The organism is Labilibaculum sp. DW002 (assembly GCF_029029525.1).
Classification (GTDB): Bacteria; Bacteroidota; Bacteroidia; order Bacteroidales; family Marinifilaceae; genus Paralabilibaculum; species Paralabilibaculum antarcticum.
In genome coordinates, this window is record NZ_JAKJSC010000001.1 from 69,103 (window position 1) to 94,177 (window position 25,075).

Genomic DNA, 25,075 nt, shown 5'->3' on the forward strand with positions numbered 1-25,075 from the left:
TTATAGAGAATCAATTATGAAGACCAACTATTTAAATCACATTTTGTACAGAATATTTGCTCCACCCGTGGTTGCTGTGTTTGTATATTTATTGATTCTATTGATTTTTGATCGTTTATCTGAAATCAGTAACAATTTCAGTCCCGAAGAATTGCTATTTCTTGCAGTTGTGACTTTCGCTTTATTCGAAGCATATCGTTTTTGGATTAAAAAGGCAGAAAGGATTGCTTATTTTAATGATCGCCCTTATTTGAAATCTATGATTTTATTTGCTGGCGGCTTTGCAATTACCATGCTTGTTGTCATTGGCTTGTTCTCCGTTTATTTTATCTATTTAGTGGGAATGAGTGAGTTTCGAGCAGAATTAATCTCATTTCTGATTGTTTTTACATTGGTAGGGATTTTATACCATCTGTTTTATTTAAGTATTCGTTTTTTGGATCGTCAAAAGACTCTTTTGTTGAAGAAAGAGGAGATTAACAGAAAGAACATTGAGTTTGAATTAGAGGTATTCAAGAATAAAATCAATCCTGATTTCTTATTTCAATCATTGGAAAGTGTGATTAGTTTGATCCGTAAAAAAGAGGTGGATCATGCAGAGAAATTTATCGATCATTTGGCTTTGTTCTACAGACGAATATTAGGGAATCGTTATTCGGAGATTATTTCATTGGAGGAAGAAGTTCACAAGATCAATCAATATCTGGAGATAAGAAACTTTAAATACGATCAGAATTTCAAAGTAAATTGGAATGTTGAATCTTCGCAACAAGAGGTTAATGTGGTTCCCAATACGCTATTGCAGACCTTACAAATGATTGAATATCATCAAATGGTTGACAGCAATATCGCACTAAATGTAGAAATAAAAGAAGAAGATAATTATCTTGTATTTCAGTACCTTTCATCTGAAAGATTAACACCAGTGCCGAAATTAAAATTGTATATGGAAACCTTGCAAAAGGCGATTGGTTTTTATTCTAATTTGAAAGTTGAATGGACAAAAAATGAGGGTTTTAGCCTGATTAAGATTCCAATCGTATGTTTGGAAGACTAATAAATACAACAAAACAATAACCTATTCCCCTAAGATATGAATGTAGTAATTATAGAAGATGAAGCATTAGCAGCTGATAAACTAGAGCGTTTGTTGTTTAAATATGATCCGAAGATTAAGGTTGTGGATCGATTTGATTCTGTAACTGATTCTTCTATTTGGCTGGGAAATCCTAGCAATCAGGTCGACTTAATATTTCTTGACATTCATTTAGTAGATGGTTTAAGCTTTGAGATCTTTAATCGAGTGCAAGTACAAACTCCAATCATATTTACCACGGCTTATAACGAATATGCCTTAAATGCTTTTAAGCTGAACAGCATCGATTATTTGCTTAAGCCAGTTACTTTCGATCATTTGTATTCCAGTCTTAAAAAGTTGGAAAATCTAAAGGAATCTTTGTCAGAATCTGTGAAGATGAGAGATTTTGAAGATTTGACAAATGCTTTGGCTACGATTCAGAAAAATTACAAATCTCGCTTCATGGTTAAAATAGGTGAGAAATTGAGATCTTTCAAAGCCGAGGATATTTCTATTTTTTATGCTGATGGTAGAGATGTTTTTATTCTACTGAAGGAAGGAAATCAGTATATTATCGATTATAAAATGGAAGAATTACAAGATTTATTAAATCCAGAACAGTTCTACCGAATAAGTCGTTCTTTTATTGTGAATATCAATGCGATTAGTGATGTGCTTTTGCATTCAAATTCTAGATTAAAAGTTGTTTTATCACAAATATTTGAACGCGAATTAATTGTAAGTAGAGAGAAAGTGAGTAGTTTTAAAGATTGGTTTAATGGTGCTGGTTAATCTTACAATTGCCTAATTATTAATTTGTTTCTCTGATGAAATAGATAGCCAAAACTAAATCCCCACAGTAAATGGCTTAAGATATAGTATCCAACACCATATGCATTTTCGTCGAGTAATGCACAGGTTAAAATAAGTAAAGCGCTTATAGCTAATCCTCCGATGGTTCCCTTAAGTCCATTTATATTCGTTATTCCGAGTCCAAAAAGGAGGGCCGTGGCAAACAATACTATATACAAACATGTCCAATCCACCATTAATACATCATCTCTAATAATTGTCCATGGAATAGCGAGCTCTTCCGAGAGCATTTGCAAATTCACCAATCCATAAAGAATGATTGTTAATAGACCGCTTGCCAAAGCTCCTCCAGTTAGTAGGCGAACCCAATTTCTTTTTCTTTTGTACATCGAATTCTATTTAAAAAGATGAAAAACGATATGCTTTGGCGTTTCCTTTGATGATAACACCAAGTACTCTTTCTTTAGGGTTTAATCTATTATCTTCAAAATTGATCGGGAAGTTAATAGTCTTGTTTGTTGGGTAATTGCCGTATGGATTTCTACCATAATCCCTACTATAGCCTGTTTTTGTCGACAATAGAGAGAAATTACCTGCAACTAATTTCCAGGTGGATAGACTTGTTTCCAGTACTAAAAGATTATCAGCATTATTGCCAGATAATGTCCCTTGAACACTTTTTTGTAGCATTTGACTCCAATTGGAATTGGTGTTTCTATCGTAAGGAACCACATTGCTGTTATAGAGGAATCCGGAAACCCCAAAAGTTGTTATTTGTCCATTGATATTTCGATCCCAAACTGTCGCCGTTCCAGTTAAGGGACAATAAACGACTGAAAAATAAACATCATCAATTTTATCATTTACGATTTCGTGCCAATTTAATATTCCATGAGGATATGCCTTACTGGTGTTGTTAATGCGAACACCTACCATTAATTCATCTTCCGGTCTTTTTTCGCCTTTGGATGTAACAAATTTTGGGTCGTCTATTGCTGGTATTCCATCTCGAGAAGCTCCTCTGAAAACTTTATCCTTTGGAATTAACCAGTCATCGCTTCCAGCAACAGTTTTGCCCAAATTAGGTCTAGTTTTGGCATCTCCATAAATTTCTAAGCCAGGGTAAAAAGTTCCCCAAGAAAACCAATAGCCCATAAAAGCATTCATTGGAGTTAATTTTTCGCCCACATTGGGTCCATTCGATACTCTACCAAAAATATCATATTGATTACCAAGATTGTCTTGCATTACAATAGGTAATCTGTTTTGTAATGCTTCAAAAGTAAGATTATTACCATTTAAAGACGTGTTAAATGCAAGCATGAATTTTAATGATTTACTTCCTACCACAATGTATTTTGAGCCTGCAAAAGTGTCATTTATTAGGTTGATAACATCTTTTGATTGAACGGGAGGTGAAGTTTGAATTGTATCTGTTGGAGGAGGAGTGTCCGTTATAATTTCATCCTCGCTTATGCTAGTGCAAGAAATGGCGAAAAGGAATAGTAGTAAGATCAGATTGTTATGTATTGTTTTCATATTCTTGGATTTATTTTAAATATTTTGTCTTTATAAAATTGATCGTATAATTCAAACCAATGTTTCCTTTGAATGATGTGATGAGTTGAGTGCCAATAACATCAGCATGAATTGGAATTTCAAGATTTGAATGAACTTGTAAAGAAGGTGATAGTTGAATGTTTATGGCTGGTACCAAATACATCCAGGAACCACCTGTGTTTGGGAACTGACTTCCATTGTTTTCATCCTTTTGAGTATGTCGATAGCGATACTGCAAACTTGGTTTGATAACATGTTTTCCTAAGTTAAAGCTGTCACTTGCACCAATGTTTATTGCTAGTTCGTTGCCAAAACGATACTTTTGTTGACCATCGTACCTGCCAACTTCGAAGCTATAACGATAACTAACTAATGAAATAAGGCTAAGACTTGGTCTTGAAAAACCCGATCTGACATAGGATACAGCACCAATTCCATCCCAAGATCCTGTTCCGGGTTGCAGATCAGGTGGCAATAAAATATCAAATTCATTTCCGCGTTTAGACGTACTGCCTGTTGGTAGTTTAGGGCCAGCCGCTATGATTAATTGATTATTGTGGCTTTGAATAAGCGAGTATTGACCTAATAGAACAAAATCACCAATTCCATTTGCTGATTGATTGTTAGAACCAACTACCGATCGAACAGTTTGTTTTTGCCAAACATAGGGAAGGATAGCTGTTAATGAAAAACGATCGCTAAGTGCATAACTGAGACGTAATATGGTGCTTTGTGTAATTCTTTCACGCTCATTGTCATTCAGTTTAGTGCTGCCCGCATATAAATTATCAATTTTATTATAATCGTAAGATAGATCGACAACTAATTGATTGGCCTTATAATGTGCAATTCCCAAATTACTAGATAAAGGAGCTCCACCAGTACAGCATGCCTGTGAATAAAGAACATTAGGACAGCCTAAAATTAATAAGATTAGCAATAGAATATTTTCTCTTTTTGTTTTCATGCAACAGCTGTATTAATGATTACTTGCAAAATACAGATTGGCGTGAAGAAAAAATGTCGGCATATGGACAGTAGCTATTTTTTATGCTAGATAAATTGTAGTTGAAAGTTTTTAATTATGAATATTTAGATTAATTTTAAATAAGAAAGTTATTATTCACTAAAATGAAAAGATTACCATGAAAAAATTACAATCGAAAATAGGAGTAGGCATACTAATGTTATTTATGCTTTTGATTGGAACTACAAATAAAACTTACGCTCATTGTGAAATACCGTGTGGTATTTATGCTGATTCGGTACGAGTTGTATTGCTGTCGGAACACATAACGACAATCGAAAAGAGCATGAAGAAAATTACAGAATTATCGGCTGCAGATCAGGTAGATTATAATCAATTGGTGCGTTGGGTTACAAATAAGGAAGATCATGCTAAGAAGATTCAGGAAATTGCAACGCAGTATTTCATGTTTCAGAGAGTAAAAGTTTCAGATGATCCAGAAGTGGTGAAGAAGAACACAAAATTACTAGCTGTTTTGCATGAGATTTGTGTTTATGCTATGAAAACAAAACAAACAACAGACTTGCAATACATTAAAAAATTGAATGATACAGTTCATAATTTTTCACATTTGTATTTTGGAAAGAAAGGACATCACCATCATCATTAATAGATAATTAAATAAAAATCCCTTTCTTGTTAAGATTGGGATTTTTATTTTAAACTTAGATGTCAATTTGGATTTAATGCATTATCAAAATTAAAGAAGGAATGAGTGAATCAATTTGGTGTTTCGAGGATGTAAACCTTTATCAGGTTCTTTGTCCTCATAAGCTAAAAGAATACGGAAAGGATCATTTTGAGGGTTTTAAGAAAGGTGATTTTATTTATTTCCCAGAGGACGCTTCTCAATCGATCTTTATGGTTAGTAAGGGTAAGGTGAAAATTGTAACCTATAACGGAGATGGAGAAGAGGTTGTGAAAGCAATTTTAGGTAAGGGAGAGATCTTTGGAGAAAAGGCCTTGTTAGGTGAAGACAAACGCAGCGATTATGCGATGGCTTGTATGGAACCAACGGTTTTGTGTCCTATGAAGTTGCCAGATATGTATCAGTTAATGCGTAATAATGAGAAGTTTGGCTTTTCTATTTACAAGTTAATAGGCCTTAGAATCAGGAAAATGGAAAGAAGGCTAGAGGGCTTGCTTTTTAAGGATGTAAGAACACGTTTATGCGAGTTTATTAAGGAAATGAGCGAAGAGAGCGGAAATGTTATTGGTTCTGAAATAATCGTTCCACATTTTTTCACCCAAAAAGATTTTGCAGATTTAATTGGTACCAAAAGAGAAACCGTTACTCGCTTGTTTAACGAATTAAAAGAAGAAGGAATTATCGATTACTCTAGAAAGGAAATTAGAGTGTTAGCGAAAGAAAAATTGTAAATTTTTTAACTTTTTTCGCAAATGTGATCTGGCTTACATTTTATGATTATTTACAAAAGTACTTTTGATTGTATAAGTAATTAATCAATAAAATGTAGCGATATGAAAAAGATAGTTAGCCTAGTTGCAGCAAGTACATTATTCTTCACAGCATGTGATTTAGATGATGATAAAGATTTTGACCCAATTCCAACGGGTGAATTTACAGTTCGTGTAGAAAATATTCAGGCCGGTAAGAGTTTCTTTAATTCTGGAACCACAGATGCTGTTGGACCCGGTGGAACATTGAGCTTTAGTTTTAATGCAGGTAAAGGTGCTTACCTTTCCTTAGCTACAATGTTTGTACAATCAAACGATTTATTTTACGGTTTTGAGGATACAGGATTAGCTTTATATGATGCTAACGGAGATCCGGTAACGGGAGATGTTACTTCTGAAATTATGCTTTGGGATGCAGGTACAGAAGTGAATCAAGAACCGGGTGTTGGTACAGATCAGGCACCAAGACAAGCGGGTGCGAATACGGGTGCAGCAGAGAATGGAACCGTAAAATTAGTTGCTGATGTAATGGATGGTTATACATACCCGGCAAATTCGGAAGTGATTCAGGTAGAATTAGCACACGATGGTGGTAGCGAATTTACCGTAACAATAAACAATGTTTCCGATATGTATGCACTTCAATCTCCTATTGCACCAGGAGTATGGGCAGTTCACAATTCAGGAATGCCAATTTTCACAAAAGATCAGGCTGCAGCTAATGGTTTAGAAGGATTAGCGGAAGATGGTGCTAATGCTGATACAGGAATGTTCCTTGCTGATAACAGTGGCTATGTTTCACCATTTGCACCTGGAGTATTTGTCTTGAGTGGAGCTGGTTACCCACTATTCCAAGATGGAATGATTCAAGCTGGTAATGGTCTTGAAAAATTAGCTGAAGACGGTGGCCCTGGCGATTTAGATACTTATGTGGCTAGTTTGCCTACGGTACTTGGACATGGAATTTTTTCAGAACCTGTAGGACAAAGCGGTGGAGCACCAATTTTCCCCGGCGATGCATATGAATTTACTTTTGTAGCTGCTGAAGGAGATTACCTTAATCTGGCTAGCATGTTAATTCAATCAAACGATTTATTTGTTGCTTTTGATGATATGGGGATTGCTCTTTTCAACAATGGTGTAGCGGTAACTGGTGATGTTACTTCTCAATTGAAATTATGGGATGCTGGAACGGAAGTAAATGAATATCCGGGAGCAGGTAACAACCAAGCACCAAGACAAGCTGGTCCTAATACTGGTGATACAGAGGCAGAAAAAGTAATGGAAGTAAACGATGGCTTTACTTACCCTGCAGTAAACGAATTAATTAGGGTGACAATTAGTGCTAACTAAATTGAAGCTTGGGATTCTCACAATTGTGAGAATCCCTTTTTTATTCTTCCGTATTTTCAAGCAAAATGTACGCGCCAAAGTTTTTATTCTGATATGGACTTACCAATGGAAGATAACCTTTCAACCATTTACCATCCTTCATCTTAAAAGGATGTTTCTTTTCCATTTCTTTATGAAATTCATCAAATGTAGATTTTGGCTTAAAAATCATTTTAAATGCGCCACTTGTATTGGGAGCCAAATATTCATCCAAAATAAGCGCTAATGTTCCCATGTTGTATCGTAAGTTGATTTCTACACATGGTTGAATTCTCATTTTACCACTTTTATCCTCAAATAAGAGGCAATCAATTCCTAAATATCCGCAATAGTTCGTTGCCAAGTCCGATTCTTCCATTGCACTTTTAATACCATTTGACAGTTCGTCCATTTGAGCATCTGACAAGTAAGCCTTAAAATACTCAGGCATTCCACCAAGAATATTACCCTCGTATTGTCCATTCGAACTAGTCAGGAAAAAACCAGGTCCCATATAGCTTAACTTGCCTTTTCCATCGCAATGGTACTGCAAGGAAAAGTCGTACTTCTTGTCTAGCAGTGCTTCAACAGTTAGGTAATCTTGTGCCTCTAAGGTTCCATTAATCCATTGCGTAATAGAATCATTTAAGTGCGAATATCTTAGTACTTGCAAGCCACGTCCAGATGAACTTAAAGGAGCTTTTATAACCAACTGTTTCCATTCTTCAATTAAAACTTCAATTTCTTGGATATTGGTACAAACTCTTGCAATCTGACTTTGATCTATGTAAATGTCATCAGGATGATTGTTCAAGAAGGTTTTTAATACTTTTAAAGCGGTTTCTCTACCATATAAATCTCGATGCTCATCTTTCCAGTAGGCATTTGGCTGAGCCAGATATTCCGAACTACAAGAAGTTTTGAATGGTTTTAAAATGTGGTGTATTCTAGGACTCCATCCCCAAGCTTGTAGGCTGTTTTTATCGGTCTTTACAAATTCATCATCCGTAAGAGCATCTTCAAGTACTTTAAACTTTGGTAATTTTATACCTGCAGCAGAAATCTGGTTTAAAAAATCATTATCGGGCATTTGCCTTACCAATAAAACATCATTGCTATCGGTAAAACATAGGGGCAATACATCCAAATCTTTTTCAAATTTAGATAAGGTCTTGTTGGGGAAAAAGCTTAATGTACCATTGGCAATCGCTATTTCACAAGTGGGATTGTAAATGTATATATTGGGTAGTTTTTTTTCTGTCATAATCTTATTCTCGAATCTTGCTCCGACAAAAGTAGCCGAAATCTCTTTATCTTTGAATTTCCAACAAAAAATTAATCATGATTTTTCCCAATAAATTAGTACACGGTAAATTAATAAGACGATACAAACGATTTTTAGCTGATATTGAATTGGATAATGGTGAGGTAGTAATTGCACATACCTCTAATTCGGGCAGTATGAAATCTTGTTTAGAAGAAGGAGCAGAGGTGTATTTAACTTACGTTGATGATCCCAAACGAAAAACAAAGTACACTTGGGAAATGATCAAGATAAATGGTTCTTGGGTCGGGATCAATACGGCAGTACCCAATTTGTTGGTAGCCGAAGCGGTTAAAAATCATCAAATTAAAGAGCTTGCGGGATATTCGTTTGTAAAGCGTGAAGTAAAGTTTGATGACAGTCGTTTTGATGTTTTTGCTTCTAATGATGAGGAGGAATGTTTCATTGAAGTCAAAAATGTGAGCTTAAGAGTTGAAAACTATGCTCGTTTTCCTGATGCAGTTACAATTCGAGGTAGAAAGCACCTAAACACTTTAATGAAAGTTAAGGAAGAGGGAAAAAGAGCCGTTATGGTATATGTAATTCAACGAGCTGATGTTGATGTTTTTGCACCTGCTGTTGATATCGATCCGGAATATGCTAAGACTTTAAAGGAAGCACACGAAAATGGAGTAGAAGTTTATCCCATACGCGCCATTGTTTCTCCTGAAAAAATAGAATTGGGCGAACTATTGCCTTTTGAATTATCAATGAACAGTTATCAGTAAGCAGTTATCAGTTTGGGATTTTCAATGAAGTTCGGATTCTCAATTCAATTTGCCTACATTTGCACAAAATTCAAAAGAAATGAACGATCAGGCAAGAGAAGAATTGGCAAAGTATCGCCAGTTAAGAAACGAGGTAAGCGAAGTAAGCGAGAAACTTTCAAAATTACACAAAGAGGAAATGGCCTGTAAAAAGGGTTGTGCTGAATGTTGTATGCATTTTTCGGTTTTGCCAGTTGAGTATTTTAGCATTTTAGAAGAGTTAAAAGAAAATCCACCAAAGGAACATCTAGAATTGGATGAGGAAGCAGATGATTGCAACTTCTTGATTAAGGACTTGTGCCAGATCTATCAATCTCGACCTTTTATCTGTAGAACACATGGCTTGCCACTTTTGTTTATGAGTCAAGAAGGAGAAGATTGGGAATTATCAACTTGTCCTTTGAACTTTACTGATTTTGAAGATTTCCATAGTGAAAACACCTATCCTCAGGATACCTATAACAGCAAATTATTCTTAATCAATCAGGAGTTTGTGAAGAATTATGAAGCCGAAAAATTCGGAGATTTTGATATGATCTCGATTAATCGGCTAATACATGATTTGAAAAAATAGTTGCTCCTAATTAATTAACCATTTTCGCAGATTCGCTCCAAGCGTTCACGGTCGGTGATTTCTAATTTCCGGCCATCTAATTTAATAATGCCATCGTCTTTGAACTCTTTTATTACTCTAGAAAGACTTTCAACAGACATAACGGTAATTTCAGCTAGATCTTTTCGAGAAAGTGCCATTTCAAACTTATTGCTTTTGTATAAGCGATCCGATAGGCAAAGAAGGATATCTGCTAGTCTTCCGCTAGATTGCTTTTGTGTAAGACAGAACAGACGACTATAACTTCGAATTGTATTTTCATTTAATTTAGCAATCAGTTTGGATGCAAAGCCAGAGTTTTGCTCGATAATTTCACTAATTACATTCATTTCAAAAAGACAAACTGTTGTGTCTTCATAGGCAACAGCTGTATAATGGAAAACATTATTTCCAAATAAGGACTGCAATCCAATCATGTATCCGTCTTTCTCAATGGTAAGAATGATATTCTTATTATTTCCACCTTCGATGTATAATTTTACAAATCCTTTCTTAATATAGATCAAATGTGACGCAAGCATTCCTTGTTTACAAACTATTTCTCCCTTTTTAAAAGTTACTTCAAATCTTCCCGTGTCAATTTGAATTAGTTCGTTTTCTGATAACTCATTGAAACAAGCTGATTTACTAACACACTCTTTGCAACACGTCGTTTTTGTTGGGATAGCCATAGATTAGTCGTTAAGGTTTTTGTATCCAATCCTGTAAATATATACAAATTTAGAGAATGAAAACATGTCTTATATCATTTTGAAACATGTAATAGATCAAATTTTGTTCTTGTCTGCGTCAAATAATTCCTTCCAAATTACAAATTTCCAGTTGATGGATTGGGCATAGAATCTCTCGTTTGAAAGCGGATAATCCATTAATATTACAATAGAGAAATAAATCTTTAATTAGAAGCATTCCAAATTTCATTTTAAGGGATAATGCAGACGAAATATCCTCAAAATGAAATTACAAACGTTTTAAAGATTAAAAAAGCAGTTAATAAGGTAATATTCATTACTAAAAAGTTTGACCTTAATAAATAAACTATGAAAGCAATCAGGAATTTATTCTTTATATGTTTAATCGCACTTGTTAGTTGCCAATCTAATGAGATCGATCGAAATAAGACTTATGCAAGCATTGATGAAATGGTAGAAGATATTCGAAAAGATATTTCGACACTTACCACTCAAGAGTTTCATGAATTAATGAATAGCGAAGAGGCATATGTCTTACTTGATGTGCGTTTACCAGAAGAGCACGATCGTGGATTTATACCAGGTTCTGTATCAATTCCTAGAGGTGTACTTGAATTTAGAATTGCAAGTGAAAAGATCTGGGATGAAGAAGGATTATATGTTCCGGAGAAAGAGGAGATGCTAATTCTTTATTGTAAAAAAAGTAATCGTAGCCCATTGGCAGCGCTTCGTCTAAACCAGCTAGGTTATAAGAATGTAAAAATTCTTACCGGTGGGTGGATTGAGTGGCATAAAGCTTATCCTGAAGCAATGGAGGATAATATTGAAGAAGGTGGAACTGTTGCTGTTGCCGCGGAAGAGGAAGATTCTGGCGGATGTTAATTAAGAAAACTTAGAACCCAATAAACCACAATTACAAACTAAACTATTTAAATTATGAAAACATTACTGAAGTATTTCTTTATTCTGGCAATTATACCTGCCTTATTTTTAACATCTTGTAAAGAAGATAATGATACTGCTGGTGTTGACAACCCTGCATTTGAAACACTTCAAAGCTACCTTGTAGATAATCAAATGGACCTAAACCAAGTTATCTCGACTACAGAGAATGGTAAGTTTGCCACAAAAACTATTGATGGCAAATACATTATTGATATTCGTAAGGCTGTAGACTTTGACGCTAGTCATTTAACTGGAGCTGTAAACTCTACATTAGGAAATATATTAGAAACTGCAAAAGGTGCAGATAAAGAGATACTTGTTGTTTGTTATACAGGTCAGACTGCTGCCAGAGGTGTTGTCGCTTTACGTTTGAGTGGTTACCCCAATGCTAAACTTTTAAAGTGGGGTATGAGTGGACAAGGTAGTCCTGCTAAATGGGATGCAAATGTTGGTGATGCAGCTGTAGGTCATGAAAATTGGACTAATGATGCTCCTGTTAACCCTTCAACTTTCCCAGCTCCTATTTTATATACGACAGCAACTGAGCCTACTGAAATTCTTAAGGAAAGAGTACAAGCAATGCTTGAGAACACAACTTGGTCTGTTGGTAATGCAGATGTATTAGCTACTCCTGAAAACTATCAAATTAACAACTACTTCTCAGAAACTGACTGGAATGGTTTTGGTCATTTTAAAGGTGCTTACCGTTTAAACCCTCTAACACTAGATGGAAGTCAGATTTTCAATCTTGATCCTAACCAAACTATCGTAACTTATTGCTATACTGGACAAACTTCAAGTATTATTACTGCATACTTACACGTACTTGGATATGACAAGGCAAAGAGTTTAATGTTCGGAATGAATGGCTTAAATAATTCACACAGCCAGTGGACTGACAACACTGCTATTACCGGCAATCGTTGGGTAGTTGGTGCTCACTAGAAATTTATAAAACATTGTAAGGGTATGCTTTGCCCTTACAGTGTTTCTTTTAAGAAATTACATTGAACTTTTTACTAAACATAAAGGAAGTCTGTAGGATAGTTATAATTGCTATTTGATCCGTATTCCTTTGCCTTTAATCTTCAACAAATGAAAAAATTACTCATAATTATAATGATCGCCTTGCTTGCACCAGCGCTAACTTTTGCGCAAGGTTGCGACGAACCTTCAAGTGAAGGTGTTAATGTATTTGGTTTCTTCCAACCAAAATTCGAGTATAACCAGCAAGAAGGTATTGATGATAGCAATACATTCAATTTCAATAGAGCTCGTATTGGAGCAATGGGAAGTATTCCTTACGATTTTAGTTACTATATGGTTCTTGAAACCAGCCCTTCGAAAAATGGAGGTACACCTTATTTACTTGATGCCTTTGTAACCTACTCTCGCTACGATTTTGCACGTGTTTCTTTTGGTTCATTCAAATCTCCAATCTCTATGGAATTAAACACGCCATGTCATAAACTTCATACCATTAATCGTTCAAGAGCTGTAGAGCAATTGGCTACACCTGATCGCGATCGTGGTTTCATGGTACTAGGTGGTGCTGACACAACCCTATTCCAATACAGTGTTGCTTTGACTAACGGAACTGGTTTGTTCCAAAATGATGACAATAAAAGAAAAGATATTGCTGCTCGTTTAGTTGCTAATCCTCATAAGAATCTAAAAATTGGTGCTAGTTACAAATTTGGTAAAGCAACGGCTGCTGTAGACGGCATGCCTGAAGACGAAAGAACACGTTGGGGAGCTGATCTTCAGTACAAGCAAGGTGGTTTCATGTTACAAGCAGAATATTTATATGCAAAAGATGTTGGTTCGTATACGACTGGTGGTGGCTGCGGTGAGCCTATCGAAATGCACCAGGGAGACATCAAACGTGATGGTGGTTTCATTATGGCCATGTATGAATTCGAAAACAAATTACAACCGGTTCTTAAGTTTGAATTCTTCGATTCAAATAAAGATATGGGTAACAACACTGAATTTTGCACAACCTATGGTCTAAACTATTTCTTCAACGACTGGACAAAAGTTCAAGCTAACTATGTGTACAGAGCTGAGAGAGAGAATGAGATTGATAACGATATTTTCATGTTACAGGTAACTGTTAAGTTCTAAAACAGGAACGTGGGAGCCTTATGGCTCCCTTTATACCAAATTAACCGAAAACCAAACTAATATATATAGACTTATGAAAAAATTGATATTAATGACCTTTGTTTGCTTTCTTGGCATTCAAATGTCTTTCGGACAAGATATAATTTCAGTAAAAGAATTCTTAAAAATTAAGAAGGACCCTAATGTGGTTCTGGTTAGTGCCAGAAAACCTGCTGATTACAAAAAAGTTCATATTGCTGGTGCAATAAACATCAACCATAAAGATTTATACAAAGCAAGTCCTAAGAGCACGCTTAAGACAGTTGCTGAAATTGCTAAAATCCTTGGAGAAAAAGGTCTTAGCAACACCAATACCATCGTTCTTTACGATAATGGTTCTGGTAAATATTCAGGACGCATGTACTGGATTCTAAAATATTTAGGTGCTAAAGATGTAAAGCTTTTGGATGGACATATGAAAGCCTGGAGAATGGCTCGTAAGCCTGTAACCAAGAATCCTGCTAAAAGAAAAGCAACAACATTTGCCGTAAAACTAAACAAAGGTATCATTGCCTCTATCGCTCAAGTTAAGAAAGCTTCGAACAGTGCTGCTTCAGTAATCGTAGATGTTCGTGCTGCTGACGAATTCAAGGGTATTAAAGAATCGAAGCTACCTAAGGGGCATATTCCATCTGCAATCAATCTTGAATTTAAAAAGGTGTTGACAACAAAAGGTAAACTAAAGTCTAAGGAAGATTTACAAGCTTTATTCAATGCTGCTGGCATAACTAAGGACAAAGAGATCATTCTTTACTGTGAATCTAGTGTACGTGCCGGTGTTGTTTATTTAGCTCTAACATCAGCCTTAGCTTATCCAAATGTAAAAGTTTATGATGGTGCTTTGTTCGAATGGACGGCAAGCGAAATTGTACAAAAGTAGATTCTTTTTTTCATAAATTAAAATTCATATCCTCTTCGAAACGGAGGGTATGAATTTCATTCACACTACATATTTACTACAATTACTTACACCGAATGATTTTGGATTTAAAAGAATCCAGTGTGAATTAAAGAAGACCTTAAAGATAAGCAACAAACTAATGTTTGTAAACTAAGCATCAGTTCAATCTAAAATATCGATCTGATGAGCAAGTCAAGAAGAGAATTTATTAAGATATCTGCATTGAGTTTTGGTGGCTTAGTGATGGCTAATCCTATTTTGAACGCAATGATTGGGCAAGTGCAAGCAGGCGAGCCCATAGATGCCTCCAAAATAAAACCTGTACCTACCTATTGTGAAGTGTGTTTCTGGAAATGTGCTGGTTGGGTGCATACCGACGAAAAAGGTGAACTATGGAAAATAGAAGGTAACGAAGATGATCCTCATTGTAAAGGACGTTTCTGTCCGAGAGGTACAGGTGGTCTTGGCATGTACAATGATGAAGACCGATTGAAATCACCATTGATGCGAGTTGAAGTTAATGGTAAACAAACCTTCAAAGAAGTCAGTTGGGATAAAGCATTCCGATTTATCGCTGACAAAATGAATCAAATTTCCGAAGAGCATGGGCCAGAAAGTTTAGCCTTATTCAAACATGGATCAGGTGGCGCTCACTTTGGTAAATTATTCAAAGCCTTTGGTTCCAGAAATATTACTGCTCCCTCCTATGCACAATGCCGTGGACCAAGAGAAGTTGGTTTCCATGCGACCTTCGGTGCAAACATTAACTCACCTGAACCTGTGGATTTAGAGAACACAAAGTGTTTAGTCCTGATTGGTAACCATATTGGTGAGAACATGCACAACTCCCATGTGCAAGAAATGTCTAAAGCAATTGACAACGGCTTGGAAATTATAACTGTTGATCCTCGTTTATCAACGGCTGCAAGCAAATCAGTACATTGGCTTCCAATAAAACCGGCTACTGACATTGCCCTTCTACTGGCTTGGATGCACGTTTTAGTTACTGAAAAATTATACGACAAGGCATACATCGACCAGTATGCTTATGGTTTTGAAGATCTTGAAGCACATATAGCTGATAAAACCCCTGAGTGGGCTGAAGAAATTACAACAATCAAAGCTGACGTTATTAGGGAAACTGCTAGAAAAATGGCTTATCACGCTCCTGCTACTCTTATTCATCCTGGTCGTCATGTTACCTGGTATGGTGATGACACACAGCGATTGCGTGCCATGGCTATGCTAAATGCGCTTCTTGGTTCCTGGGGACGTAAAGGTGGTTTCTATTTCCCTGAAAAAGCCAAAGTTCCTTCTTTCCCTCATCCTGCCTATCCTTCGGCTTCATGGACATGGAAAGATTATTTGGATGGCAAATATGCCTTAGCAGGCTCTTCAATTGCAAATGTATTTGTAGATGCTTCACATCCTGATAATAAAACAGATAAAAAAATTAAAGGTTGGTTCGTAGTTGGAACAAATCTGATTTCAACTATACCTGATACTAAGAAAACGCTGGAGGCTATTGATAACCTTGATTTATTTGTTGTGGTTGATACCATGCCAATGGAGATTACGGGTTATGCCGATATCATTCTTCCGGAATGTACTTATCTGGAGCGTTACGATGATATTCGTGTATCGCCAAACAGAGAACCTAATATTGCTGTGAGAATACCAGCAGCAAAACCAAAGTATTTAACGAAACCATCCGATTGGATCGTTCGTAAATTAGCTGAGAAACTGAAATTGAGTGCCCACTTCAACTATAAGAGTTATTCTGAAGTTTTAGATTGGCAGTTGAAGCAAATGGGCTTCTCCTTAGCGGAGATGAAAGAAAGGGGAATCATCAAATTCGATAGAAAGAATGCGAACCTTTATCTTGAAGAAGGTGAAGAATATGAATTTGGAACGCCAACGGGAATGATTGAGCTTTATTCTACAGACCTGGAGATGGAAGGCTTTGATCCACTACCAAACTACACCCCTCATCCTGAGCCACCAGCAGGTTTCTTCCGATTGAATTACGGACGTGCCCCTATGCACACCTTTGGTCGTACAGCCAATAACCCAAACCTGAATGAGCTAATGAACGAAAACAAGCTTTGGGTGAACCCTAAAATCGCTAAGAAAGCCGGAATCGTAAACGGACAAGAAATTTGGTTAGAAAACCAGGATGGTGTTAAGTCTGAATTTCCTATTAAAGTAAGAGTAACCGAACGTATTGGTATGGATAACGTTTATATGGTACACGGTTTTGGAAAATCGAATAAAAAGCTGAAGCGTTCGAACGGACGTGGCATAAGTGATTCTCAACTCGTCACCAATGTGATGGTCGATCCGGTAATGGGTGGAACAGGCATGCGTGGTAATTTCGTGAAATTTGTAATTGACAAGCCAGAAAGGGAGGTTATCTCATGAGATATGCAATGGTAATTGATACTAAAAAATGTGTTGGATGCAGCGACTGTGTTGTTGCCTGCCAAAACGAAAATCGTGTGCCTATTGGCTATTGCCGCGACTGGGTAATTGAACATGCTAAGGGAGCTTTCCCTAATGTTAGCATCGAATTGCGCTCAGAAAGATGTAATCATTGTGAGAATTCACCTTGTGTACGCTGCTGTCCTACTGGCGCCAGTCATTACGAAGAGGGTGGTTTGGTTATGGTCGACAGAGGTGCCTGTATTGGTTGTGGTGCTTGTGTTCAATCTTGTCCGTACAATGCACGTTTCTCTCACCCGGAGGGCTATGTGGATAAGTGCAGTTTCTGTAATCACAGATTGAAGGAAGGTAAAAGCCCATCATGTGTTTCGGTTTGTCCTACCAACTGTATGTATTTTGGTGACTTGAACGACTCTGAAAGTCAGGTGAGTCAGCTTCTCAAAAACAGAGACTGGAAAGTACTCGCTCCGGAAGTGGGGACAAAACCACAGGTATATTATTTAATTTAGTTTGTTGAAGTGAAATAGTTCAAGTTTTTTATCAGATTCCATTTGTCAAGTGGTACTCGCGCTGGGGCAATCTTGACGAATGGAATCAAAAACATTCAATTTATGAACGAAGAAATTTTAATTAGTGGAAGAATGAATCCCCATATCGACCCTACCTTGGGTATTTGGGGATGGGAAATTCCTCTTTACCTATTTCTGGGAGGTTTGGCTGCCGGCATCCTATTCTTTGCTTCCCTTTATACCCTACTGGGAAGAGAGAAAGAATTGCCTACTGCTGTTAGAAAAGCGACATTCTTAGTCCCTATCATTTTGATTGTAGGCTTGGGTGCTCTTTTTCTTGATTTAAAAAACAAACTGTACTTCTGGCAACTATACACAACCATACGAATCGAATCTCCAATGTCGTGGGGAGCTTGGATTCTAATGCTAATCACGCCCCTATCTATGGCCTGGTGCCTTAGTTATTGGCGTGATTTAGCACCTGGATGGAAGTATAAGCTTGAATGGTTAGAATACATAGAAAAACTAGTAAATAAGTATCGAAAACCAATGGCATGGATACTTATTGTATCATCAGTAATTCTAGGTATCTATACCGGAATTCTATTGTCAGCATTTAACGCACGCCCGCTATGGAACACATCTATTTTAGGTCCTCTCTTTCTGGTTTCCGGTTTGTCTACAGGTGCAGCTACCATCATGTGGCTATCCAAAGAACAATTGGAACGTAGCTTATTCAGTAAAATCGACTTACTTCTGATTGGTATCGAGGTTTTCTTTATTATTCACCTGTTTATGGGATTCATGGCCAGTAATGCTGCCCAAATAGAAGCAGCAGGTTTATTTTTGGGAGGAGCATATACTTTACCATTCTGGATTGGCGTTGTTGTTCTTGGACTTATAGTACCAGCAATATTAGAGATTATGGAGTTAAGGGGACGAAAAATCCCCGTCGCGATACCAGCTTTACTTATTTTATTTGGAGGCTTAATTTTTCGTTTTATAATGGTAGATGCGGGACAAATAAGTAGTTACTTGTATTAATTTTAAAGAGATATACTCAAATACTAAGATTTATAAAATTAAAAAGAGTACAGTTATGTACTCTTTTTTTGTTTAATTGTTAGTATCTTGAATATCTTCGAAAGATTAAAATTATTGAATGGCAGAAGTTAAGTATAAGATCATAAAATCAGGTTCTACCAAAATACTACTTCGTGAATTTCATGGAAAGGTACAAGCTGATGATGTTGTAGAATCCTTTAAATATATTTTTGAAAAATATATTGACGAGGATTTTTCTGGCATTGTTTCAGATTTTAGCCATGCTAAGTTTGCAATGGGTATAAGTGACTTTCAAAAGGTACTAAAATACATCAAACGAACTCCAGCTATTTATAATTTTCAACTGGCTATTGTTGTTAATACTCCTCAAAAAACAATATTTCCAATCATAGCAAAAACAAAACTTAAAAGATTGAATATTAAGCCTTTTTCTACATTGAGTGCCGCTCTTGATTGGCTGGACTAGATTATCTAGGTTCTTATTTCAATTATGGTTTTTGTCTAAAATTTAGCTCCATTTTGGTATGGATCAATCAATGACTATTAATATTAGAAGTTAGAATGAAAGCCTAAATCTTAATTTTCTCCATAAGTTTTTTTTGGATATACACCATATTGTGTTGTAACTTAGGAATAAATAGAAGTCTAATTCTTTAAATTATAATGATATGGCTCCAAAAAAGAATACATCAAGCGAAGATTTGAAGAGAAAAGAAATTCTAAACACAGCTTTGGAGATTTTTGTGAGAGATGGCTATTTCATAACTACGGGAGCTGATATAGCAAGTGCATTAGAAATCACAGAAAAAGATCTATTTCAATATTTCGAAACCAAAGAGAGTCTATTGCATACAGTAGTAGCGGAGGCTGTTCATTTGGTTTTCGATGGTATAGATCCAAATCAGGATGGGAAACTACAGGAAGTAGAGTTACTATTTTTCATTAATGATTATTTCGATTCGGTAGAAAAGAACCTTGAATTTTTTAGATTGTTTTATTCCCTTAGATTTCAGCCAGGTGTGGTTGCATTATACAAACAAGAATTGTTAGAAATTGTTAATCCTTTGTTGGATATTTTAGTAGAATATTTTGAGAAGGAGGGAGCTGAAAATCCAAAAATGGAAACACGTTTCTTGGCATCGATGTTAGATGGTATTGCAATGAATTATGTGTTGGAGCCCGAAGGATATCCAATTGATGCAATGCAGCATAAGGTTTTGAATATGTATATCAAAAAAGAAGAATACGAGGAATAAATTCAATTATAAATTAAGAATGATTAATTAATAATAGCCAGAGGTAGATTATTAAGATTGATATGATTTTCGTGTAAGGGATAATTCAAGACTAGAAATATTAAGACAAATAAAAACTCCGATTCACACTGTGAATCGGAGTTTTATATTTTTACCAGTAGCTAAATGCTAATCGTTTTTATTTTAATCCACGCTTAATTAAAAGAGGATCGATACTTGGCTCAGCACCTCTAAAGCGCTTGTAAAGTACCATCGGATCTTCAGTACCACCTCTTGAGATTACATTATCGCGGAATGACTTAGCAGTAGCTTGGTCAAATAAAGATGTCTCTTTAAATGCCTGGAAAGCATCAGAATCAAGTACACCAGCCCAAATGTAAGCGTAGTAACCCGCAGAGTAACCTACAGGACTAGAGAAGATATGGTTGAAATAAGTAGAACGGTATCTTGAATAGATCTCCGGAATTAATCCCATTCCCTCAAGGTAGTTCTTCTCAAAAGTCATCACATCTTCAGTTAATGGCTCAGTTAAAGTATGGTATTTCATATCAAGTAATGAAGCAGCAAGATACTCAAGAGTTGCAAATCCCTGGTTGAATTTACCAGCAGCTTGAATCTTCTTAACCAATTCAGCAGGAATAACCTCACCTGTTTTGTAATGCTTTGCATAAAGCGCTAACATTTCCGGCTCGAAACACCAATTTTCCATTACCTGAGATGGTAACTCAACAAAGTCGCGAGATACCGAAGTACCGGACAATGTGTTGTAACGACACTTAGATAAGAATCCGTGAAGTGCGTGACCAAACTCGTGGAATAAAGTTTCAACCTCATCTGGAGTTAATAAGGAAGGAGTATCGCCAACAGGCTTAGTAAAGTTGCAAATATTTAGGATAATAGGAGTTACTGGCTTAGCAGTACCAAAACCCGACTGCTTACGGAATGAATCCATCCAAGCACCTGGACGCTTAGATGCACGTGGGTGATAATCTAAATAGAAAATACCAATATGTGTTCCATCAGCTTCTTGAAGCTCCCAAGTTTGACATTCTTCATGAAACTTAGCAATATCCTTACGCTCGATGAATTTGATACCATATAACTTTGTTGCCAAAGCAAAAGCACCATCACGTACGTTGTTAATTTCGAAATAAGGACGTAGTTCATTCTCGTCAAGAGCATACTTTGCTTTCTTCACTTTATCAGAATAGTACCACCAGTCCCAAGAAGCTAACTTAAATTTGCCACCTTCTTTGTTAATCATTTTTTGCAATTCAACAGCTTCTTTCTTAGCATTTGGCAAAGTTTTATTCCAAAGCTTGTTCAATAACTCAAGAGCTTTCTCCGGAGTCTTAGCCATATTCTTATCAAGAACATAAGCTGCGTGATTTTTAAAGCCGAATAATTTAGCTCTCTCGATTCTTAAGTTTGCAATTTCCTGAGCAATCTTCTTATTATCAAATTCGTTATTGTTGTTACCACGATTTGTGTAGCCCATGTACAATTTCTCTCTCAAGTCACGCTTATCAGAGTATTGTAGGAAAGGAAGCATCGATGGCTTATCTAAACCAAACATCCACTTACCTTCTTTACCAGCAGCAGTTGCTTTTTCAGCAGCAGCACCAATAACAGATTCAGGTAAACCAGCAAGGTCTTCTTTCTTGTCGATAACCAACTCGAAAGCATTTGTTTCTTTCAATACATTATCGCCAAACTGCATGGTTAGTAAAGCTAATTTACCATCAATCTCACGCAATTTTGTTTTTTTGTCAGCATCAAGATTAGCACCACTACGAACAAAGCCTTGGTACATTTTCTCTAGTAAAGTATTCTGCTCAACAGTCAACTTCAAATCAGCTTTCTTATCGTAAACTGTTTTAATTCTCTTAAATAGGTTTTCGTTAAGGCTAATGTCAGCACTGTATTTTGTCATGATAGGAGACAATCTTTTAGCTAATGCAGCAATTGAATCAGTATTCTCTGATCCTTTAATGTTAAAGAATACATCACTAACTTTACCTAGCAGTTTTCCAGCTTTTTCGTAAGCTACAATTGTATTTTCGAAGGTAGCTGTTTCTTTGCTGTTTGCAATTGCATCAATCTCTGCACGACCTTGTACCATACCTTCTGTAAAAGCAGGCTCAAAGTGTTCAAATTTGATTTGATCAAACGGCGCTGTTTGATGTGGTGTGTTATACTCAGAAAAAAACGGGTTATCAGTCTTTTGCTCACTTTTGTTATCATTACAAGCGGTTAAACCGATACCTGCAATAAGTACGTAAAGGAAAGTCTTTTTCACGTTGTTCGTTTTAGTGTTAATAATTTTTGAATGTTCGCCGACCAAATTAGTAAAAAACCATTGTTTTTCCTTACAATTAATATAGTTTCCGCAACATATTGCTTTTAATTAAGAATTAAAATTTGGTAATGAGTAATAAACAGAAGGAGATACGATGTCTCCATATATTATGCCATTAAAATTTCCATAAAAAAGAGCCTCACGGCAAGTGAGGCTCTATATTTAAAATATGATTAATCAATCATTTAAATTCTGAATTACTTAAGTCCTTTTTTCATATTAAAGCTAGTAGACGGTTGTGCCTGCTTAGCTTGTTGAAAGTTTTTAATCAGACGCTTAAAGGTGTTCGACGAAGGTTTTTCATGCGTTAAATCAATCATGAAACGCTTAAATCCTTCTTTAATAAGATTATTTTTCTGTTGCATCCAGGTTACAGGATGTTTAGGATATACAATTGTGATTCCATCTCTAAGGTCTTTATCAAATTCACCCTGCATATCATCAATTAACTCATCTTCCTTATGCAATTTTACAGGCATTCTCGAGAAGAATAACTGAGGATAAAAATAGACTGGAATAATACCAAAACGATCGTTTCCAAGCAGCAAATTCTCTAGATCGTTTTCCTGTGGATGAGTGTATAAGTTAATACCTTCTTCCTGAACGTGAGCAACGGCTGCCTCATTAAACAGATATACATTCTCGTTACACGCTATTCTAGCTTTTGCAGGAACAATAAGCTTCTGTGATAAGTGACTGATCATGAAGTTTTGATAACCATTTTTCATTGCCTTATCGCAAATGTCCTTGTAAAAATCGATGTCATTTTCAGGAATGAATTTTGGCAATTCGATGAATATTTTCCCTGCGTTCTTTTGTAGGAAAGGAGCATTTAATCGTAATTCTTTCCATTCCGATTTTTTCAAGTTCAAGATTAAGTAATCCATCTCGTTTAAATGGATCTTTCTTAACCAAGCCATGGAATCAATACGTACATAGATCTGTTCTTTCTTTGGACTGTCCTTTTTTCCTAAACTTTTAACAATTTTGGTTCTGGCTCCACGATGCATGTTTATTGGTAGCGGCTTACCTTCTTCAGTGAATTTACTAGAGAATTTCTCCTCTTGCAATCCCGCAAGGTAAACTTGATCGCCAGATCTAGCGATAGCGTCTTTTGCATTTACTTTATAAACACCTTCTTCGAGCAAATCAATTTCTTTGATTTTAATTGCTTTTTGAGGCTCCCCACTTCGTTGCTTAATGCGAATTCGATTACCAAGTTTTAGTTCATGATCCGAAGAGATAATTACACGATCGTTAACTCTTTCCAATACTTCACCAATAAGAATACCAGTGTTTGTATTTTGAGTGATGGCACTACTTACATTGCCAGCCAAAAAGTATCCTGTCTTTTCACGACCCATGTCGTAGTTTAGAAGTTTTTTCGCAGTTTCAATATTGTTATTGTCAATAACTTCTCGGTAAGCACGAGATACATTGTAAACAAATTCAGCAGGTTTCATACGGCCTTCAACCTTAATCGATTCAATGCCTATTTTTATTAATTCTGGTAATACTTCAACAGCTTGGTTGTCTTTCAAACTAAAGACATAGCTTTTTTGTTTTCCCGATTGGTAAAAACGACGACAGGGTTGTGCACACAAACCTCTGTTGGCTCCACTACCGCCTAGATAGCTACTAAATAGGCACATTCCAGAAAAGGAATAGCATAGAGCTCCGTGCATGAAAATCTCCAATTCAATGTCCGATTTCTTTTTGATTTCTTTTAGTTCAGGAAGGGTTAATTCTCTTGCCATAACCACTCGTTCGAAATCTTTTTGCTGTGAATAAATGGCTCCTAATGAATTGTGATTGGCCATTTGTGTACTCGCATGCACTGTAATTTCTGGGAAATGCTTTTTTACCAAATGGTAAACGCCCCAATCTTGAATAATAATTGCACTAATCGACGATTTCTTTACCAGATTTAAAGTGTCCAATAAATCGGCTATTTCATCGTTTTTTATAACAGTATTTAAGGTAAGATATACCTTGATGTTATTTTTGTAAGCCAGCTTAAGTAAGGACTGTAATTGACTCACTGAAAAGTTTGTTGCTCTTCCTCTGGCATTAAACTGGCGCAAACCTAGATAAACGGCATCGGCTCCACCTTTTATGGCAGCATGAAACATTTCAGGATTTCCTACAGGTAATAATAATTCTGGCTTCTTCATTTTTTCTTTTTTTGTTCAGGCTGCAAAGATAAAACCGATAATTGGGTATTTCGATTTTGAACTGGAAAAAATGATAAGCTTATTGGAATTAGAGTAATTTTTTTCTTCGAATTGTTTCCTGAGAATTATTTTGTGGATTTCCGGATCTTCGATTTGTTCTCTTGGGTGTGAAACTCAAATAAAAAGCCATCCATAAAATGAAGATAACAACTGCGGCTGAAGTGAATCGATTAACATAGATTCCTCTTAGAGAGAATATGATTGAATTTTCCGGATCATTAGTGGAAAAAAGAATTGGGAATTTTTTTCCTATTTCATATTCAACATTTTCAGGACCTTTTAATGTGTATAGTTTTTGATTTGCCTGATAGGTAATGATAGAGTAGAAGGATCTTAGCATTCCAGCATCTTGTTCTATGATTTTAACAACCACACCTTCTGTCTTTTCACCATGCAACAGAAGCTTCCAATTTCCATAAATAGGAATCAAAACAATTAAAAGCGTAATTAATATGAATTTAGTTCCTGATATCTTCATGAGTAACAAATCTTTTCATAATAAATATAAGGAAATTTAAACAAAAAAAGAGGCTG

Annotated in this window: 24 protein-coding genes; 16 read left to right on the forward strand and 8 right to left on the reverse strand. The window is 36.0% G+C overall.

Annotation, left to right across the window (positions count from 1 at the left end; all coding sequences use genetic code 11):
* Positions 1–16: 16 nt before the first annotated feature.
* Together L3049_RS00305 and L3049_RS00310 are read left to right on the forward strand one after the other, a co-directional pair.
* Positions 17–1,057, forward strand: coding sequence for a histidine kinase (locus tag L3049_RS00305; RefSeq protein ID WP_275107769.1), 1,041 nt, complete (start codon positions 17–19; stop codon positions 1,055–1,057).
* A gap of 36 nt (positions 1,058–1,093) precedes the next feature.
* A complete protein-coding gene (locus tag L3049_RS00310; protein ID WP_275107770.1) occupies positions 1,094–1,870 on the forward strand; it encodes a LytR/AlgR family response regulator transcription factor in 777 nt (258 codons plus the stop codon).
* A 2-nt stretch (positions 1,871–1,872) separates the two neighbouring features.
* Here the strand turns inward: L3049_RS00310 and L3049_RS00315 are convergent, their stop codons facing one another.
* The 3 genes from L3049_RS00315 to L3049_RS00325 are packed head-to-tail and all read right to left on the reverse strand — an operon-like array spanning position 1,873 to position 4,418.
* Positions 1,873–2,280, reverse strand: coding sequence for a hypothetical protein (locus L3049_RS00315; RefSeq protein ID WP_275107771.1), 408 nt, complete (start codon positions 2,278–2,280; stop codon positions 1,873–1,875).
* A 10-nt stretch (positions 2,281–2,290) separates the two neighbouring features.
* Positions 2,291–3,430: a DUF3179 domain-containing (seleno)protein gene (locus L3049_RS00320; RefSeq protein ID WP_275107772.1), complete on the reverse strand. Its 1,140-nt coding sequence runs from the start codon at positions 3,428–3,430 to the stop codon at positions 2,291–2,293.
* A gap of 10 nt (positions 3,431–3,440) precedes the next feature.
* On the reverse strand, positions 3,441–4,418 hold the full coding sequence (locus L3049_RS00325; protein ID WP_275107773.1) for a transporter: 978 nt from the start codon (positions 4,416–4,418) through the stop codon (positions 3,441–3,443).
* A gap of 178 nt (positions 4,419–4,596) precedes the next feature.
* Between L3049_RS00325 and L3049_RS00330 the strand changes: the two genes are divergently transcribed.
* The 3 genes from L3049_RS00330 to L3049_RS00340 all read left to right on the forward strand — a co-directional run bounded on the left by L3049_RS00330 (position 4,597) and on the right by L3049_RS00340 (position 7,250).
* Entirely contained in the window at positions 4,597–5,088 is a 492-nt protein-coding gene (locus L3049_RS00330; RefSeq protein ID WP_275107774.1) for a superoxide dismutase [Ni], read from the forward strand.
* 101 nt (positions 5,089–5,189) lie between these two features.
* Positions 5,190–5,858, forward strand: coding sequence for a Crp/Fnr family transcriptional regulator (locus L3049_RS00335; RefSeq protein ID WP_275107775.1), 669 nt, complete (start codon positions 5,190–5,192; stop codon positions 5,856–5,858).
* Positions 5,859–5,960: 102 nt separating this feature from the next.
* A complete protein-coding gene (locus L3049_RS00340; RefSeq protein WP_275107776.1) occupies positions 5,961–7,250 on the forward strand; it encodes a spondin domain-containing protein in 1,290 nt (429 codons plus the stop codon).
* 40 nt (positions 7,251–7,290) lie between these two features.
* Here the strand turns inward: L3049_RS00340 and L3049_RS00345 are convergent, their stop codons facing one another.
* Positions 7,291–8,532: a hypothetical protein gene (locus tag L3049_RS00345; protein WP_275107777.1), complete on the reverse strand. Its 1,242-nt coding sequence runs from the start codon at positions 8,530–8,532 to the stop codon at positions 7,291–7,293.
* 77 nt (positions 8,533–8,609) lie between these two features.
* On the opposite strand from L3049_RS00345, the gene sfsA reads away from it, so the two are divergent.
* Both sfsA and L3049_RS00355 read left to right on the forward strand, forming a co-directional pair.
* Positions 8,610–9,320, forward strand: coding sequence for a DNA/RNA nuclease SfsA (sfsA, locus tag L3049_RS00350; protein ID WP_275107778.1), 711 nt, complete (start codon positions 8,610–8,612; stop codon positions 9,318–9,320).
* Positions 9,321–9,399: 79 nt separating this feature from the next.
* A complete protein-coding gene (locus L3049_RS00355; protein WP_275107779.1) occupies positions 9,400–9,933 on the forward strand; it encodes a YkgJ family cysteine cluster protein in 534 nt (177 codons plus the stop codon).
* A gap of 14 nt (positions 9,934–9,947) precedes the next feature.
* Here L3049_RS00355 and L3049_RS00360 read toward each other — a convergent pair whose 3' ends face one another.
* Entirely contained in the window at positions 9,948–10,643 is a 696-nt protein-coding gene (locus L3049_RS00360) for a Crp/Fnr family transcriptional regulator (protein WP_275107780.1), read from the reverse strand.
* A gap of 369 nt (positions 10,644–11,012) precedes the next feature.
* On the opposite strand from L3049_RS00360, the gene L3049_RS00365 reads away from it, so the two are divergent.
* The 9 genes from L3049_RS00365 to L3049_RS00405 all read left to right on the forward strand — a co-directional run bounded on the left by L3049_RS00365 (position 11,013) and on the right by L3049_RS00405 (position 19,948).
* Complete coding sequence (locus tag L3049_RS00365; RefSeq protein ID WP_275107781.1) at positions 11,013–11,546, forward strand: rhodanese-like domain-containing protein; 534 nt, start codon at positions 11,013–11,015, stop codon at positions 11,544–11,546.
* A 54-nt stretch (positions 11,547–11,600) separates the two neighbouring features.
* Positions 11,601–12,554: a rhodanese-like domain-containing protein gene (locus L3049_RS00370; RefSeq protein WP_275107782.1), complete on the forward strand. Its 954-nt coding sequence runs from the start codon at positions 11,601–11,603 to the stop codon at positions 12,552–12,554.
* 150 nt (positions 12,555–12,704) lie between these two features.
* Positions 12,705–13,736: a porin gene (locus L3049_RS00375; protein WP_275107783.1), complete on the forward strand. Its 1,032-nt coding sequence runs from the start codon at positions 12,705–12,707 to the stop codon at positions 13,734–13,736.
* A gap of 73 nt (positions 13,737–13,809) precedes the next feature.
* The gene (locus L3049_RS00380; RefSeq protein ID WP_275107784.1) at positions 13,810–14,655 is read left to right on the forward strand and encodes a sulfurtransferase; all 846 of its coding nucleotides are present in this window, start codon (positions 13,810–13,812) and stop codon (positions 14,653–14,655) included.
* A gap of 204 nt (positions 14,656–14,859) precedes the next feature.
* Positions 14,860–17,097, forward strand: coding sequence for a molybdopterin-containing oxidoreductase family protein (locus L3049_RS00385; protein WP_275107785.1), 2,238 nt, complete (start codon positions 14,860–14,862; stop codon positions 17,095–17,097).
* Positions 17,094–17,627 carry a 4Fe-4S dicluster domain-containing protein gene (locus L3049_RS00390; RefSeq protein WP_275107786.1) on the forward strand — a complete coding sequence of 178 codons (534 nt, stop codon included), beginning with the start codon at positions 17,094–17,096 and terminating at the stop codon, positions 17,625–17,627. Before L3049_RS00385 ends, L3049_RS00390 begins: the two co-directional genes overlap by 4 nt.
* A 102-nt stretch (positions 17,628–17,729) precedes the next feature.
* Positions 17,730–18,671, forward strand: coding sequence for an NrfD/PsrC family molybdoenzyme membrane anchor subunit (gene nrfD / locus L3049_RS00395; RefSeq protein WP_275107787.1), 942 nt, complete (start codon positions 17,730–17,732; stop codon positions 18,669–18,671).
* Positions 18,672–18,789: 118 nt separating this feature from the next.
* Positions 18,790–19,158, forward strand: a complete 369-nt coding sequence (locus L3049_RS00400; RefSeq protein ID WP_275107788.1) for a hypothetical protein — start codon at positions 18,790–18,792, stop codon at positions 19,156–19,158.
* Between the two features lie 202 nt (positions 19,159–19,360).
* Positions 19,361–19,948, forward strand: coding sequence for a TetR/AcrR family transcriptional regulator (locus tag L3049_RS00405; protein ID WP_275107789.1), 588 nt, complete (start codon positions 19,361–19,363; stop codon positions 19,946–19,948).
* Positions 19,949–20,126: 178 nt separating this feature from the next.
* Here L3049_RS00405 and L3049_RS00410 read toward each other — a convergent pair whose 3' ends face one another.
* From L3049_RS00410 to L3049_RS00420, 3 genes are all read right to left on the reverse strand, one after another.
* Positions 20,127–22,247 carry a M3 family metallopeptidase gene (locus L3049_RS00410; protein ID WP_275107790.1) on the reverse strand — a complete coding sequence of 707 codons (2,121 nt, stop codon included), beginning with the start codon at positions 22,245–22,247 and terminating at the stop codon, positions 20,127–20,129.
* Positions 22,248–22,504: 257 nt separating this feature from the next.
* The gene (locus L3049_RS00415) at positions 22,505–24,481 is read right to left on the reverse strand and encodes a peptidase U32 family protein (protein WP_275107791.1); all 1,977 of its coding nucleotides are present in this window, start codon (positions 24,479–24,481) and stop codon (positions 22,505–22,507) included.
* Positions 24,482–24,569: 88 nt separating this feature from the next.
* The gene (locus tag L3049_RS00420; RefSeq protein ID WP_275107792.1) at positions 24,570–25,019 is read right to left on the reverse strand and encodes a DUF3592 domain-containing protein; all 450 of its coding nucleotides are present in this window, start codon (positions 25,017–25,019) and stop codon (positions 24,570–24,572) included.
* Positions 25,020–25,075: the final 56 nt, after the last annotated feature.